The 14766-nt window shown below is 54.7% G+C and carries 17 protein-coding genes and 1 other annotated feature; of the genes, 15 read left to right on the forward strand and 2 right to left on the reverse strand.

Annotated features, from left to right (window positions below; translation table 11 throughout):
• The first annotated feature begins 175 nt into the window (after positions 1–175).
• Positions 176–472, forward strand: a complete 297-nt coding sequence (locus MYY08_RS08050; RefSeq protein WP_038626373.1) for a hypothetical protein — start codon at positions 176–178, stop codon at positions 470–472.
• Entirely contained in the window at positions 465–620 is a 156-nt protein-coding gene (locus tag MYY08_RS08055; protein ID WP_156462397.1) for a hypothetical protein, read from the forward strand. The genes MYY08_RS08050 and MYY08_RS08055 overlap by 8 nt, the downstream gene beginning before the upstream one ends.
• A gap of 498 nt (positions 621–1118) precedes the next feature.
• Here the strand turns inward: MYY08_RS08055 and MYY08_RS08060 are convergent, their stop codons facing one another.
• Both MYY08_RS08060 and MYY08_RS08065 read right to left on the reverse strand, forming a co-directional pair.
• On the reverse strand, positions 1119–2111 hold the full coding sequence (locus MYY08_RS08060; protein WP_038626371.1) for a zinc-dependent alcohol dehydrogenase family protein: 993 nt from the start codon (positions 2109–2111) through the stop codon (positions 1119–1121).
• A gap of 138 nt (positions 2112–2249) precedes the next feature.
• Positions 2250–3161 carry a LysR family transcriptional regulator gene (locus MYY08_RS08065; RefSeq protein ID WP_159378890.1) on the reverse strand — a complete coding sequence of 304 codons (912 nt, stop codon included), beginning with the start codon at positions 3159–3161 and terminating at the stop codon, positions 2250–2252.
• Between the two features lie 211 nt (positions 3162–3372).
• Here MYY08_RS08065 and MYY08_RS08070 point away from each other — a divergent pair, with 211 nt between their 5' ends.
• The 13 genes from MYY08_RS08070 (at position 3373) to MYY08_RS08130 (ending at position 14466) form a co-directional block, all read left to right on the forward strand.
• Positions 3373–3534, forward strand: a complete 162-nt coding sequence (locus tag MYY08_RS08070; protein WP_156462398.1) for a hypothetical protein — start codon at positions 3373–3375, stop codon at positions 3532–3534.
• A gap of 175 nt (positions 3535–3709) precedes the next feature.
• The gene (gene thrS / locus MYY08_RS08075) at positions 3710–5638 is read left to right on the forward strand and encodes a threonine--tRNA ligase (protein WP_038626367.1); all 1929 of its coding nucleotides are present in this window, start codon (positions 3710–3712) and stop codon (positions 5636–5638) included.
• 3 nt (positions 5639–5641) lie between these two features.
• On the forward strand, positions 5642–6184 hold the full coding sequence (gene infC / locus MYY08_RS08080) for a translation initiation factor IF-3 (protein ID WP_288013888.1): 543 nt from the start codon (positions 5642–5644) through the stop codon (positions 6182–6184).
• Between the two features lie 97 nt (positions 6185–6281).
• Positions 6282–6479, forward strand: a complete 198-nt coding sequence (rpmI, locus tag MYY08_RS08085; RefSeq protein ID WP_038626362.1) for a 50S ribosomal protein L35 — start codon at positions 6282–6284, stop codon at positions 6477–6479.
• Between the two features lie 40 nt (positions 6480–6519).
• Positions 6520–6876 (forward strand): 50S ribosomal protein L20, encoded by a 357-nt coding sequence (rplT, locus tag MYY08_RS08090; protein WP_038626360.1) that lies wholly within the window; start codon positions 6520–6522, stop codon positions 6874–6876.
• Between the two features lie 112 nt (positions 6877–6988).
• Positions 6989–7115, forward strand: a sequence feature (Phe leader region).
• Positions 7116–7188: 73 nt separating this feature from the next.
• Positions 7189–8172 (forward strand): phenylalanine--tRNA ligase subunit alpha, encoded by a 984-nt coding sequence (pheS, locus tag MYY08_RS08095; RefSeq protein ID WP_288013886.1) that lies wholly within the window; start codon positions 7189–7191, stop codon positions 8170–8172.
• A gap of 14 nt (positions 8173–8186) precedes the next feature.
• On the forward strand, positions 8187–10574 hold the full coding sequence (gene pheT, locus MYY08_RS08100; RefSeq protein ID WP_288013887.1) for a phenylalanine--tRNA ligase subunit beta: 2388 nt from the start codon (positions 8187–8189) through the stop codon (positions 10572–10574).
• Positions 10575–10578: 4 nt separating this feature from the next.
• Positions 10579–10878: an integration host factor subunit alpha gene (gene ihfA, locus MYY08_RS08105; RefSeq protein ID WP_038626354.1), complete on the forward strand. Its 300-nt coding sequence runs from the start codon at positions 10579–10581 to the stop codon at positions 10876–10878.
• 193 nt (positions 10879–11071) lie between these two features.
• Positions 11072–11509 carry a DUF2502 domain-containing protein gene (locus MYY08_RS08110; RefSeq protein WP_084970245.1) on the forward strand — a complete coding sequence of 146 codons (438 nt, stop codon included), beginning with the start codon at positions 11072–11074 and terminating at the stop codon, positions 11507–11509.
• A 109-nt stretch (positions 11510–11618) separates the two neighbouring features.
• The gene (gene btuC / locus MYY08_RS08115; RefSeq protein ID WP_038626352.1) at positions 11619–12602 is read left to right on the forward strand and encodes a vitamin B12 ABC transporter permease BtuC; all 984 of its coding nucleotides are present in this window, start codon (positions 11619–11621) and stop codon (positions 12600–12602) included.
• 35 nt (positions 12603–12637) lie between these two features.
• Positions 12638–13183, forward strand: coding sequence for a glutathione peroxidase (locus MYY08_RS08120; RefSeq protein ID WP_038626350.1), 546 nt, complete (start codon positions 12638–12640; stop codon positions 13181–13183).
• Positions 13183–13932: a vitamin B12 ABC transporter ATP-binding protein BtuD gene (btuD, locus tag MYY08_RS08125; RefSeq protein ID WP_084970246.1), complete on the forward strand. Its 750-nt coding sequence runs from the start codon at positions 13183–13185 to the stop codon at positions 13930–13932. The genes MYY08_RS08120 and btuD overlap by 1 nt, the downstream gene beginning before the upstream one ends.
• 72 nt (positions 13933–14004) lie before the next feature.
• The gene (locus MYY08_RS08130) at positions 14005–14466 is read left to right on the forward strand and encodes a C40 family peptidase (RefSeq protein ID WP_038626349.1); all 462 of its coding nucleotides are present in this window, start codon (positions 14005–14007) and stop codon (positions 14464–14466) included.
• Positions 14467–14766 lie beyond the last annotated feature (300 nt).

A 14766-nucleotide genomic window follows, 5' to 3' on the forward strand; every position in this document is an offset into this window, starting at 1 on the left:
TTGTTCCCTGTTTTCGTAAAGTTATGTCATTGAAGGTAGACCGTAACGCCAGTCCCGGCAAAGCGAAGCGGCAAAAAGCCCGACTTATCAATCCTGAATAAAAAACAGCGCCGTACTTGCACGCCTCTGACGGCGGCCTACGCTTAAAAGAAAAGCCTGAGCGGAGGGCGTGGCCATGAATGAAATAATGTCGTTACTGTCCGGGGGCTGGAGCTGGGTGCTGGGAGGACTGGCGATTATCGTCGGGCTTGCTGGTTCTTACTTCGGTGGAAAAAAAATTGGCAAAACGCAGGAGAAGGCCAGGGCGGATGTTGCGGCGGCGCAGCAGCAAACCCGACAGGCTGAAGCGATAACCAGAAAACAGGCGGATAATATAAAGGTGGCCAAAAATGTGGAAACGTCTAACGCTAATCTTAATGACGCTGCTGCTCGCGACAAGCTGCGCCAGTCGAAATACAACCTCGATGATTGATCGCGCCAGCGTGGACTCGTCCTGTACGCTGTTTCAGCCGATTTACACGCACGGCAACGATGCGCAGGTGATGGACGCGCGTACGGTGCGCGCCATTAATACCCATAACGAACTATGGGATCGGCTGTGCAGCGATAAAAAGCAGTAGGCGATCCTTTACTGAATATTCTGGCGGCCCGCAACAGCGGGCCGTTTTTTTATTATTTTGCTATTTAAATACGAAGACTTCCCTGGCGAGCGGGGCGATGTTATCGGTATCGCCATAGATCGCCACGGTGATGCAGTTCAGTCACTCGTGATAAGAAGGATGACCTCCTCTCGCCTCGTCCTGAGCAATTAAGCGTCAATACCGACCCATCCAGCGCCAAAGTATGAGCCCAGGCGCAAAGCGTAAATCCTAAAAATACGCTTTCCATGATAAGGCAGCGCCTTGTTTAACACTCGGTCTCAGGCTGAATATTGCACCGTGTCATGCTGTAAGTTTGAGTAATGGTGATTTATATGGTTAAGGAGGCGGAGCGTAGAGGATCGGGAGCCGATAATATGGCCGCCGAATCCCGGTCAGGCCATAAAGAGTGTTAAAAAGATCACAAAGCAGATATTCGGAAGAGATCTCTTTCTCGCCAATGAGGCATCAAGAGAAATATTACTCCACGGTTACAATGATTTTTCCTGTCTGTCCATTTGCTTCCATGTAGCGATGCGCTTCTGCAATCTCTTCGAACCTGAAGGTTTTATCGATTACCGGTTTCAGTTTGCCAGAACGCAGGCCTTCTGTGACGAAGGACTTCGCACGCGCCATTTTTTCCACGTCGGTGGTAATTTCGAACAGCTCATAGCCGCGTAGCGTGAGGTGTTTACCGAGAATGTCGAATACCGGCACAAGCATGTCTCGGCTGTCGAGCGCACCATACTGGAAGAATATGCCTTGCGGCGCCATGGTTTGAGTCAACTTCGCCACGTCCGGGCCACCAACAGGATCAAAAACAATGTGGGCACCTTCGCCATTCGTTGCCCGGTTGATTTCAGCCACCATATCCTGTTCCGCAGTAGCAATAACGTGAGCAGCCCCTGCCTTCAGCAGCATGTCGCGTTTTTCGCTGGTACGGGTCAGGGCAACAGGTTTAGCACCCAGCATGTTTGCGATCTGAATGGCGGCCAGGCCAACGCTGCTTGATGCTGCGCGGATAACCACATTCTGACCAGCCTGCAGGTTACCGTACTCAACCAGCGCGCCATAAGCCGTTACGTACATCATCCAGCTTGCAGCGGCTTCTTCAAAAGACAAATTGTCAGGGTGTTTCACCACCGCGTGCACCGGGGCGTTAACCAACTCACCGTACATGGCGTATTCGTTAAACATGAATGAAGGGATCACGCTGACCAGGTCCCCTTTGGCAAAATTTTCGCTATTCTCACCGACAGCTTCAACCACGCCAGCAGCTTCATAACCCAGGCGCGCCGGGAATTCAGGTTCAATCACATACTGGCCATTGCGATACATAATTTCTGCGCGATTAAGACCTATTGCATGTACGCGGATTTGAACTTCTCCAGCAGCCGGTGCCGGCACTTGCACATCAATAATTTCCAGAACCTCCGGGCCACCGGTGCGGTTAAAAGTAACAATTTTAGACATATTTAGACCTCGTCAGTTAGCGGTATACCTTACGATAGCGTAGAAGGTTTACTCGATTCGTCTGCGAATAAACTACGTGGTTGTGACCTGAGTAAAAACAGGCGCAGAGGAACTTCAGTGTTATTCATTTGATAACAATCAGTCGGTTTCAGCCGATTTGCTGGCAAAAATTTCACTGAACCAGTCGATAAAGACGCGTACCTGGGGGGGAAGATAGCGCCTGTCCGGGTACATCACAGAGACGGGTTTGGAAACGGAAGGATACTGCGTCAGGATTTCTTCGAGCTTACCGGAAGCAATATGCGGGGCAAGGGCATGACAGGAGGCCTGAATAATACCCAAACCGGCCAGACCGCAGGACAACAGAACATCTGAGTTATCTACCAGCATGCTGCTGGCAGGGCGTAGGGAAACCACCACACCCTCTTCGATAAACTTCCATTCCATCACATCACGACTGTGATCGCTGAAAAAGTTAACTGCCCGGTGCCGCTCCAGGTCTGCCAGCGTCTCTGGTCGTCCGTACCGTTGAAGATAGGAAGGTGCAGCGCAGGTGACCATTCTGATTTCGCCAAGACGTCTGGAAATAAAGCTTGATTCCTGCAACTCGCCCAGACGCACCACGCAGTCCACACCTTCAGTGATCAGATCGCTTTTTTTATCCGATGAAACCAGCACGACTTCAATATCGGGATAGAGCGACTGGAACTGTGCCAGATGGGGAATAATGATGGCATGAGCCAGCGAAAGCGGAACATCAAGCCGGAGCTGCCCACGCGGTGGTAGAGTCAGTGAAAAGTTGGCCATCATGCCATCAACTTCAGCCAGAACCTGTTTGGCTCGCTGGTAAAATTCGTCACCTTTAGCCGTAATGCTTAGCTTGCGGGTAGTACGGTGAAGGAGTTTTACTCCGAGGTCGTCCTCGAGTTGCTGTATCGCTTTACTCACAGCAGGGCGGTGCAACTGCAGGATATCAGCGGCTTTAGTGAAGCTGCCTTGATCAACAACCTGTATAAAAATATTTATATATTCAATCATGTTAGAACGCATAACACCACCTGATTCCCTAATCTGCCTGCCGCGCGCCGGTCCGTTTTATCATACGGATTTATTTATCACGTGAGTTAGCGACCTTTACGCGATGCCCTGCAGCAGCCAATTTACGCGCCAGATGCGCCGATGTTTCCTGTGCCGATGATGCCAGTCTTTATAATAAACATCTCGCTTATAGGGTATGACACACCGCTTATTCAGGCGCGGGGTGGGAAAGCGCAGTGAGCAACAGATTATTACGGTTGAGGAAGAGGCAACAGAAGGCGATGCGCTAAGCGAAGTAAATATGACCGGGGAAATGACAGGCGTTTACGCTAATGATGCCTTTGTCAGGTATCCGCCTGTTTTACATCCATCTTTAAGCGTGTAAGATGTTCACTCTTCAACAGTTACCCGGCTCGGTCACTTTTGAACAGGTGTACCATGCCGTGTACCAAATTAGCAATTGTGGGTTAGTTTGGTCGGGTAAGCTACTGAAAACTCTCTTAAACCAATGTTTGCATGTAATCTTTCGTGTGGGTTACCACTGCATTTAAGGATATGAAATGCCTGTAATTACTCTTCCTGACGGCAGTCAACGCAGCTACGATCGCGCCATTAGCGTAATGGAGATCGCGCAGGATATCGGTCCGGGTCTGGCGAAAGCCTGCATCGCAGGTCGCGTTAACGGCGAGCTGGTGGACGCGGTCGATCCGATCGCGGAAGATGCGTCCGTCGCGATCATTACCGCTAAAGATGAAGCCGGTCTGGAAATTATTCGCCACTCCTGCGCGCATCTTCTCGGCCATGCGATGAAACAGCTTTGGCCGAACGCCAAAATGGCGATTGGTCCGGTTATCGATAACGGCTTCTATTACGACGTCGACCTCGATCACACCCTGACGCAGGAAGATCTCGATCGCCTGGAAAAGCGTATGCATGAGCTGGCCGAAACCAACTATGACGTCGTCAAGAAAAAGGTCAGCTGGCAGGAAGCGCGCGATGTGTTCGCCGAGCGCGGCGAAAACTACAAAACCACCATTCTGGATGAGAACATCAGCCACGACGATCGTCCCGGCCTCTATCATCATGAAGAATATGTGGATATGTGCCGCGGCCCGCACGTGCCGAACATGCGTTTCTGCCACCATTTTAAGCTGCAGAAAATCGCGGGCGCCTACTGGCGCGGCGACAGCAGCAACAAAATGCTGCAGCGCATCTACGGCACCGCCTGGGCGGACAAAAAGCAGCTGAACGCCTATCTGCAGCGTCTGGAAGAGGCCGCCAAGCGCGACCACCGCAAGATCGGCAAGCAGCTCGATCTTTACCACATGCAGGAAGAAGCGCCAGGTATGGTGTTCTGGCATAACGACGGCTGGACCATCTTCCGCGAGCTGGAAACCTTCGTCCGCAGCAAGCTGAAAGAGTATCAGTACCAGGAAGTGAAAGGTCCGTTCATGATGGACCGCGTGCTGTGGGAAAAAACCGGCCACTGGGAAAACTACAAAGAGGCGATGTTCACCACCGCTTCCGAAAACCGTGAATACTGCATCAAGCCGATGAACTGTCCCGGCCACGTGCAGATTTTCAATCAGGGACTAAAATCATACCGCGACCTGCCGTTACGCATGGCGGAGTTCGGCAGCTGCCACCGTAACGAGCCGTCAGGCGCGTTGCACGGTCTGATGCGCGTACGCGGCTTTACTCAGGACGACGCTCACATCTTCTGTACGGAAGAGCAGGTGCGCGCTGAAGTCAACAGCTGCATCAAGATGGTGTACGACATGTACAGCACCTTCGGTTTCGAGAAAATCGTGGTGAAACTGTCTACCCGTCCTGAAAAACGCATCGGCAGCGATGAGCTATGGGATCGCGCTGAGGCGGATCTCGCCGCCGCGCTGGCGGAGAACGACATTCCGTTCGAGTACCAGCCGGGCGAGGGCGCGTTCTACGGTCCGAAAATTGAGTTTACCCTGCATGACTGCCTGGATCGTCCGTGGCAGTGCGGCACCGTTCAGCTCGACTTCTCTTTGCCGAGCCGTCTGAGCGCTTCGTATGTGGGTGAAAATAACGAACGTCAGGTGCCGGTGATGATTCACCGTGCTATTCTGGGTTCAATGGAACGCTTTATCGGTATTCTCACTGAAGAATACGCCGGTTTTTATCCAACCTGGCTGGCGCCGGTACAAGCGGTGGTGATGAATATCACCGACGGGCAGTCTGATTATGTCAACGAATTAACGCGAAAATTACAGAATGCGGGCATTCGTGTAAAAGCAGACTTGAGAAACGAGAAGATTGGCTTTAAAATTCGCGAGCACACATTGCGTCGCGTCCCTTATATGCTGGTCTGCGGTGATAAAGAGGTAGAAGCCGGTAAAGTGGCTGTACGTACCCGCCGCGGTAAAGACCTCGGGTCCATGGACGTAGATGTGCTGATCGAGAAGCTGCAGCAAGAAATACGCAGCCGCAATCTTCATCAATTGGAGGAATAAGGTATTAAAGGCGGAAAACGAGTTCAACCGACGCGTCCCAACCGTATTAACGGTGAAATCCGTGCTACCGAGGTGCGTCTGACTGGCGTCGAAGGCGAGCAGATTGGTATTGTTAGTTTACGCGAAGCTATTGAAAAAGCTGAAGAAGCAGGTGTTGATTTAGTTGAAATCAGCCCTAACGCCGAACCGCCGGTTTGTCGTATAATGGATTACGGCAAGTTCCTCTATGAAAAGAGCAAGTCTTCTAAAGAACAGAAGAAGAAGCAGAAAGTTATCCAGGTGAAGGAAATTAAATTCCGCCCTGGTACCGATGAAGGCGACTATCAGGTCAAACTACGCAACCTGATTCGTTTTCTGGAAGAAGGCGATAAAGCCAAAATCACGCTGCGTTTCCGCGGTCGTGAAATGGCGCACCAACAGATCGGTATGGAAGTGCTTAACCGCGTGAAAGAAGATCTGAGTGAACTGGCAGTGGTCGAATCCTTCCCTTCGAAGATCGAAGGCCGCCAGATGATCATGGTGCTCGCACCCAAGAAGAAACAGTAGGCTTTCAAGTAATAGCGTCGCGCAGCGTTCGCGCTGTGCGGCTGTTATTCGCCTGTCTGGTTCATTTTATTAACAATGCGAAGTGGATATTTTATAAATGCCTAAGATTAAAACTGTCCGTGGCGCGGCTAAACGCTTTAAAAAAACCGGTAAAGGTGGATTTAAGCACAAGCACGCTAACCTGCGTCATATCCTGACCAAAAAATCAACCAAGCGTAAACGTCACCTGCGCCCGAAAGCCATGGTGTCTAAAGGCGATCTGGGTCTGGTCATTGCCTGCCTGCCGTACGCATAAGTTATTTTTTTAAATCAGAATATAGAACAGGAGAGCTAACATGGCTCGTGTAAAACGTGGTGTCATTGCTCGCGCACGTCACAAAAAAATCTTAAAACAAGCTAAAGGCTACTACGGTGCGCGTTCACGCGTTTACCGCGTTGCCTTCCAGGCTGTTATCAAAGCTGGTCAGTATGCTTACCGCGACCGTCGTCAGCGTAAGCGTCAGTTCCGTCAGCTGTGGATTGCGCGTATCAACGCAGCAGCGCGTCAGAACGGCATTTCTTACAGCCGTTTCATCAATGGCCTGAAAAAAGCGTCCATTGAAATTGACCGTAAAATCCTGGCTGACATCGCCGTATTCGACAAAGTGGCATTCTCTGCACTGGTTGAAAAAGCGAAATCAGCTCTGGCGTAAGTCAGATGGAAGAGGGAGCTTGCTCCCTCTTTTATTATCTGTAACCACAGCAAAAGATTGACTTTTCCGCCTGCTGGCATTTCAATAGAGCCGTCTGACGCAAGCGACAAGGTAAACCAAGCATGTACGCTATTTTTCGTTTCTTTTTTTACTTTAGCACCTGAATTCCGGGGGCTTGTGCGCAAAGAAAAGAAACGACAAATCGCGCTGAAAGCCTCCCTCGTGGAGGCTTTTTTGTTTTAAGCCGAACTGATATGGACTTCTGGTCCCCACCTGAAACAGCCCGGCCTTAGGCTGGAAGAAGAGGAAACAATGTCCCATCTCGCAGAGCTGGTTGCCAACGCCAGGGCAGCCATTGAACATGCGCAGGACGTTGCGGCGTTAGACAACGTCCGCGTGGAATACCTGGGCAAAAAAGGGCATCTGACCCTGCAGATGACAACCCTGCGCGAACTGCCGGCGGAAGATCGCCCGGCGGCTGGCGCGGTAATCAATGAAGCCAAACAGCAGGTGCAGGAAGCGTTGAACGCGCGTAAGCACGCGCTGGAGTCGGCGGCGCTGAACGCGCGTCTGGCGGCGGAAACCATCGACGTTTCCCTGCCGGGACGCCGCGTGGAAAACGGCGGCCTGCATCCGGTTACCCGCACCATCGACCGTATCGAAGCTTTCTTTGGCGAGCTGGGCTTTGCCGTTGTGACCGGGCCGGAAATTGAAGATGACTATCACAACTTCGACGCGCTGAATATTCCGGGACACCATCCGGCGCGCGCCGATCACGACACCTTCTGGTTCGACGCGACGCGCCTGCTGCGCACGCAGACCTCTGGCGTGCAGATCCGCACCATGAAAAATCAGCAGCCGCCGATTCGCATTATCGCGCCGGGCCGCGTCTACCGTAACGATTACGATCAGACCCACACTCCGATGTTCCATCAGATGGAAGGGCTGATTGTCGATAAGAACATCAGCTTTACCAACCTGAAAGGCACGCTGCACGATTTCCTGCGCAACTTCTTTGAAGAAGATCTGCAGATCCGCTTCCGTCCCTCCTATTTTCCGTTCACCGAGCCGTCCGCGGAAGTGGACGTGATGGGCAAAAACGGCAAATGGCTGGAAGTACTGGGTTGCGGCATGGTGCATCCGAACGTACTGCGCAACGTCGGCATCGATCCAGAAGTCTACTCCGGCTTCGCCTTTGGTATGGGCATGGAGCGTCTGACCATGCTGCGTTACGGCGTGACCGATCTGCGCGCTTTCTTCGAAAACGATCTTCGTTTCCTCAAACAGTTTAAATAAGGGCAGGTTATCCAATGAAATTCAGTGAACTCTGGTTACGCGAATGGGTAAACCCGGCTCTTGACAGCGCGGCCCTGGCGGAACAAATCACCATGGCGGGCCTGGAAGTCGACGGCATCGAGCCTGTCGCAGGCGCGTTCCACGGCGTAGTGGTAGGCGAAGTAGTGGAATGCGGCCAGCATCCTAACGCTGACAAGCTGCGCGTAACCAAAGTCAACGTCGGCGGCGATCGCCTGCTGGATATCGTTTGCGGCGCGCCAAACTGCCGTCAGGGGCTGAAAGTGGCGGTCGCCACCGTCGGCGCGGTGCTGCCGGGCGATTTTAAAATCAAAGCGGCTAAGCTGCGCGGCGAGCCGTCGGAAGGGATGCTTTGCTCCTTCTCTGAACTGGCCATCAGCGACGATCACGACGGCATTATCGAGCTGCCGGCGGATGCGCCGATCGGCGCCGATATCCGTGAATACCTGAAGCTCGACGATAACAGCATTGAAATCAGCATCACGCCGAACCGCGCCGATTGTTTTGGCATTATCGGCGTGGCGCGTGACGTTGCAGTGCTGAACGGCCTGCCGCTCACCGCGCCGGAAATCGCGGCGGTGCCGGCCACTATCAACGATACGCTGCCGGTGCGTGTAGACGCCACCGACGCCTGTCCGCGCTATCTGAGCCGCGTTGTAAAGGGCATCAACGTCAAGGCTGCGACGCCGCTGTGGATGAAAGAGAAGCTGCGTCGCTGCGGCATTCGCTCTATCGATCCGGTGGTTGACGTGACCAACTACGTGCTGCTGGAGCTGGGGCAGCCGATGCACGCCTTCGATCTCGATCGCATCGACGGCGGTATCGTGGTGCGCATGGCGCAGCAGGATGAAACCCTGACGCTGCTGGACGGCAATGAAGTGAAACTTGGCGACGACACGCTGGTGATCGCCGACCATCATAAAGCGCTGGCGATGGGCGGCATTTTCGGCGGCGAGCATTCCGGCGTCAACGAAGAGACCCGCAACGTGCTGCTGGAGTGCGCCTGGTTCGCGCCGCTGGCGATTACCGGTCGTGCCCGTCGTCACGGCCTGCATACCGATGCGTCGCACCGCTACGAGCGCGGCGTCGACCCGGCGCTGCAGCAACTGGCCATGGAGCGCGCGACGCGCCTGCTGCTGGATATTTGCGGCGGCGAAGCGGGCCCGGTAGTGGACAACAGCGTGCAGGAAAAACTGCCGGCGCAGGCGACCATTACGCTGCGTCGTGAAAAGCTGGATCGTCTGATCGGCCACCATATCGACGACCGTCAGGTAACCGACATCTTGCAGCGTCTGGGTTGCGATGTCAGCGTTGGCGAAGGCGAGTGGCGCGCGGTTGCGCCGAGCTGGCGTTTCGATATGGCCATCGAAGAAGATTTGATTGAAGAAGTGGCGCGCGTTTACGGCTACAACAACATTCCTGACGTGCCGGTGAAAGCCGACCTGGTGATGACGCAGCATCGCGAAGCGGATCTCTCCCTGAAGCGCGTAAAGGCGATGCTGGTGGATAAAGGCTATCAGGAAGCGATCACCTACAGCTTTGTCGACCCGAAAGTACAGGCGCTGCTGCATCCGGGCGAAGAGGCGCTGATCCTGCCAAGCCCGATCTCCAGCGATATGTCCGCCATGCGTCTGTCGCTGTGGACCGGCCTGCTCTCTGCGGTGGTCTACAACCAGAACCGTCAGCAGGGCCGTGTGCGCCTGTTTGAAAGCGGCCTGCGCTTTGTGCCGGATACGCAAGCAGATTTGGGCATCCGACAGGATGTTATGCTGGCAGGCGTACTGAGCGGCAACCGCTACGAAGAGCACTGGGACCTGGCGCGTCAGACGGTCGACTTCTATGATTTAAAAGGTGATTTAGAAGCGGTGCTGGAGTTGACCGGCAAGCTGGACGCAATCGAGTTCCGCGCAGAAGCGAATCCAGCTCTGCATCCAGGCCAGAGCGCAGCGATTTATTTACAGGGCGAGCGCATCGGTTACATCGGCGTGGTGCATCCGGAACTGGAGCGCAAGCTGGATCTCAATGGCCGCACCTTAGTATTTGAACTGCTTTGGAATAAGGTCGCAAACCGCGTCCTGCCTGACGCGCGCGAAATTTCTCGCTTCCCGGCGAACCGCCGCGACATCGCCGTTGTGGTGGCTGAAACGGTTCCTGCAGCAGATATCATTGCGGAGTGTAAGAAAGTTGGCGCAAATCAGATAGTTGGCGTAAACTTGTTTGACGTGTACCGCGGTAAGGGTGTAAACGAAGGGTTTAAGAGCCTTGCGATTAGCCTGATTTTGCAAGATACCAGCCGGACACTCGAAGAAGACGAGAGTGCTGCAACCGTCGCCAACGGCGGTGCGGCATTAAAAGAGCGATTCCAGGCAACCTTGAGGGATTGAACCTATGGCGCTTACAAAAGCTGATATGTCGGAATACCTGTTTGAAAAGCTGGGGCTGAGTAAACGGGATGCCAAAGAGCTGGTTGAACTGTTTTTCGAAGAGGTGAGAAGGGCTTTGGAAAACGGCGAGCAGGTCAAACTGTCTGGATTTGGCAACTTTGATCTTCGCGATAAAAATCAACGTCCGGGACGCAACCCAAAAACTGGCGAAGATATTCCCATCACTGCACGCCGTGTCGTGACGTTTCGCCCAGGACAAAAGCTGAAAAGCCGCGTCGAAAATGCTTCCCCAAAAAACAGCTGACTTGTCAGCCTGACAAAAGGCCGCCTCTGGCGGCCTTTTTTATTGCCTCTTTTTAGCCACGCTTTTCACGATGGCTTCATAATGTAAGGAAAGCGTAAGTAAGCATGAAATAAGCCGAAAATCGTCCCTGGCTGATAGTGACACCCCGACGGGGGCGGTATAAAAACCGGGTGAGACAATATGAGGTCATCCGATGAAAATAAAAAACGTTGTTCCCGGCATTATCCTGATTCTGTTCTCCGCGCTGCCCGTTGCCGCCAGCGCGGGCATGTCGCTTGATATTACGCCCGCAGGCGTCACCGTTCATATCGGCGATCGCGATCATCGAGGTTACTACTGGGACGGCTATGACTGGCGCGCGCCAAAATGGTGGCGGGAGCATCACGGACGTCATCTGGGAGAGAAAGGGCCGCGCGGCTACTGGAACGGCAACGGCTGGCAGCCACATCCGCCGGCGCATCGCGCCCAGCCGCCTCATCATGAGCCTGCGCATGACCGTCCACTGGCGCAGCGTAACGCGCATCAACACGATCGACCTGCGGCAGAACCGCATGGCAACGCTCGGCTGACCGCTGAGCGCCACGATAACGGCGCGCCTGGCCATCGCCCAGATTTTCAGCCGCACGGCTAATTTTTTGCCGGGCGTCACTGCCGCGTCCGGCCGATCGCTTACCTTAACGCTTTCTTTTTTCCTTTCAGCCACTACAATCAAATCACTGTTTTTCTTATAAAACCACCTTATGTCGCTGTTAAACGAACTCTCACGCCAGGCAGATCGCCGCGCCTGTCGCTGGCTACTGTGGCTGAGCCTGCTGGTGTTGGCGATGACGCTGCTAAGCCTCTGTGCTGGCGAACAGTGGATCTTGCCGACGCGCTGGCTCAGCCCGGAGGGCGAGCTGTTTATCTGGCAGCTGCGCCTGCCGCGCACGTTGAGCGTTCTGCTGGTGGGCGCGTCGCTGGCGATGGCGGGCTGCGTCATGCAGGCGCTGTTTGAAAATCCGCTGGCGGAGCCGGGCCTGCTGGGCGTATCAAACGGCGCGGGCGTCGGGCTGGTGCTGTGCGTCCTGCTGGGCAACGGTGATTTCTGGGCTTTCAGCATGGCGGCCATCGCCGGCGCGCTGCTGGTTACGCTGATCCTGCTGCGCTTTGCGCGGCGGCATCTCTCCAACAGCCGCCTGCTGCTGGCAGGCGTCGCGCTGGGCATTATTTGCAGCGCGGTAATGACCTGGGTGGTCTATTTCAGCAGCAATCTCGATCTGCGCCAGCTAATGTACTGGATGATGGGCGGCTTTAGCGGCATCGACTGGCGTTATCGCTGGCTGATGTTGGCGCTGCTGCCTGCGCTGTGCTGGTTAGGCTCGCAGGCGAAAATTCTGAATTTACTGGCGTTGGGTGAAACCAGCGCGCGCCAGCTGGGGCTGTCTGTTTTTCTGTGGCGCAACCTGCTGGTGGTGGCGATCGGCTGGCTGGTAGGCGTCAGCGTGGCGCTGGCTGGCGCGATCGGCTTTATCGGCCTGGTGGTGCCGCATCTGCTGCGGCTGAAAGGATTGACCGATCACCGGGCGCTGCTGCCTGCCAGCGCGCTGGCGGGGGCCGCCGTCTTGCTGGCGGCGGATATCATTGCCAGACTGGTACTCAGCGCAGCGGAATTACCCATCGGCGTCGTGACCGCCACGCTGGGTTCGCCGCTGTTTATTTGGCTATTACTGACGCAGCGCCGTTAACGGCGCTGTTCCACACACCGAGACAGGAAACGCGCATGAGCATTTACGAAACTGAGCTGGTTATGCTGGATGGCACACGTACCACGCTGGGCCAATGGAAAGGGGATGTGCTGTTGATTGTTAACGTCGCCTCAGAGTGCGGCCTGACGCCGCAGTATGAAGAACTGGAGAACCTGCAGCGCGCCTGGAACAAATCCGGCTTTAACGTGCTGGGCTTTCCCTGCAACGCGTTTCTTGGCCAGGAGCCGGGCAGCAACGAAGAGATCCAGCAGTTTTGCAGCACCCGTTACGGCGTGACCTTTCCGATGTTCAGCAAAATCGAAGTCAACGGCCCCAACCGGCATCCGCTTTACCAGCAGCTGATCGCGGCGCGCCCGGAAGCGGTGGAGCCGGAAAACAGCGGCTTCTATGAGCGCATGATAAGCAAAGGTCGGGGGCCGAAAGAGAAGGGCGACATCCTGTGGAATTTCGAGAAGTTCCTTGTCGGTCGTGACGGCGAAGTGGTGCAGCGCTTTGCGCCGGATATGACGCCGGAAGATCCGATCGTGATGGAAAGCATTAAGCTCGCTCTGGCGAAATAGTGCTGCTCTCAATCGAACAGGCGGCCATCGCCGGCCGCCTGCAACCTTTTAGCGCGCAGGTCGACGGCGGCGAACTGATTCATCTGCTTGGGCCTAACGGCGCGGGTAAGAGCACGCTGCTGGCCTTGATTGCCGGGCTGCTGGCGGGCAGGGGCGAAGTGCGTATCGACGGCAGGCCGCTTGCGACATGGTCGCCAAAGACGCTGGCGCGCCGTCGCGCCTGGCTGCCGCAGCAACAGCCTCAGCCGGGGCAGATGGCTGTGTATCACTATCTGCGTCAGCATGCGGATGCACAGGAGCCGGAAACGCTGCTGCCGCAGCTTCTGCGCGCTTTTCAGCTGGAGGATAAGCTGACGCGGCCGCTGACCTGGCTTTCCGGCGGTGAATGGCAGCGCGTCAGGCTGACAGCGGTGCTGCTGCAGGTCTGGCCGCAGCCCGAGCGGCCGCCCACGCTGCTGCTGCTGGATGAACCTTATAGCGGACTGGATGTGGCGCAGCAGCGCGCGCTGGACGCCCAGCTGGATGCTTTCTGCAAGGCGGGCGGCGCGGTTATCGCCAGCGGACACGATCTCAATCACAGCCTGCGCCACGCGCAGAGCGTCTGGCTGATGCGTCAGGGAAAGGTGGTCAGGCAAGGCAGCGTCGCCGCGGTGATGGAGCCCGCTCTGCTCAGCGAAGTGTATGGCGTGCTTTTTCGTCAATTACAGGCCGGAGAAGAAAGCTGGCTCATTTCTGAAGAGATGCGCTGAGGAGATTGCCAGCGCCTGGCATTTACCGTTACATTTAGCCCCGTTGCGCTCATATCAGGAAGGACTCAGATTATGCGAATCGGCGTGTTGCTTTTACTCAGTGTGTTACTGGCCGGCTGTAGTCATCATGCGCCGCCGCCGGATGCGCGTCTTTCCGACTCGATTACCGTTATCGCCGAGCTTAACGATCAGCTAAACAACTGGCATGGCACGCCTTATCGCTATGGCGGTATGAGCCGCAGCGGCGTCGACTGTTCCGGCTTTGTTTACCTTACCTTCCGCGATCGCTTTAACCTGCAGCTTCCCCGCACGACGCGCGCTCAAACCGATATCGGCACGCGTATCAATAAAGATCAACTGTTGCCCGGCGACCTGGTCTTTTTTAAAACCGGACGCGGCGATAACGGCCTGCACGTGGGCATTTACGACACCGATAACCAATTCATTCATGCCTCCACCAGCCAGGGAGTTATTCGTTCCTCGCTGGATAACAGCTACTGGCAAAAAGTATTCTGGCAGGCGCGGAGAATCTGACGGCAACGCTTTGAAAAATCAGGGCTCGAATCAGATTTTGCTCATTTAACCGGCGTTTAAAATATGAAATGATATCTGCCAATGAAACGCCGGGTAAGAATAAAAAATCCGCTTTACTTAAGCAGTTTTTTTTATTTTACCTTAAGTCAGATGGCCCTGAAGAATCACGAAGAATTATCATGACGCTTTACTGTTTAATGAGATCTTTGTCGCAAAAATATTAGCAGTAATAATGATGATTTTGAGTTATATGCCGTGCGATCAGTGAGTTAACCTGCTGCGCCAAAGAATAGTTATTGT

This window comes from Mixta sp. (genome assembly GCF_024610815.1).
GTDB classification, from domain to species: Bacteria; Pseudomonadota; Gammaproteobacteria; order Enterobacterales; family Enterobacteriaceae; genus Mixta; species Mixta calida.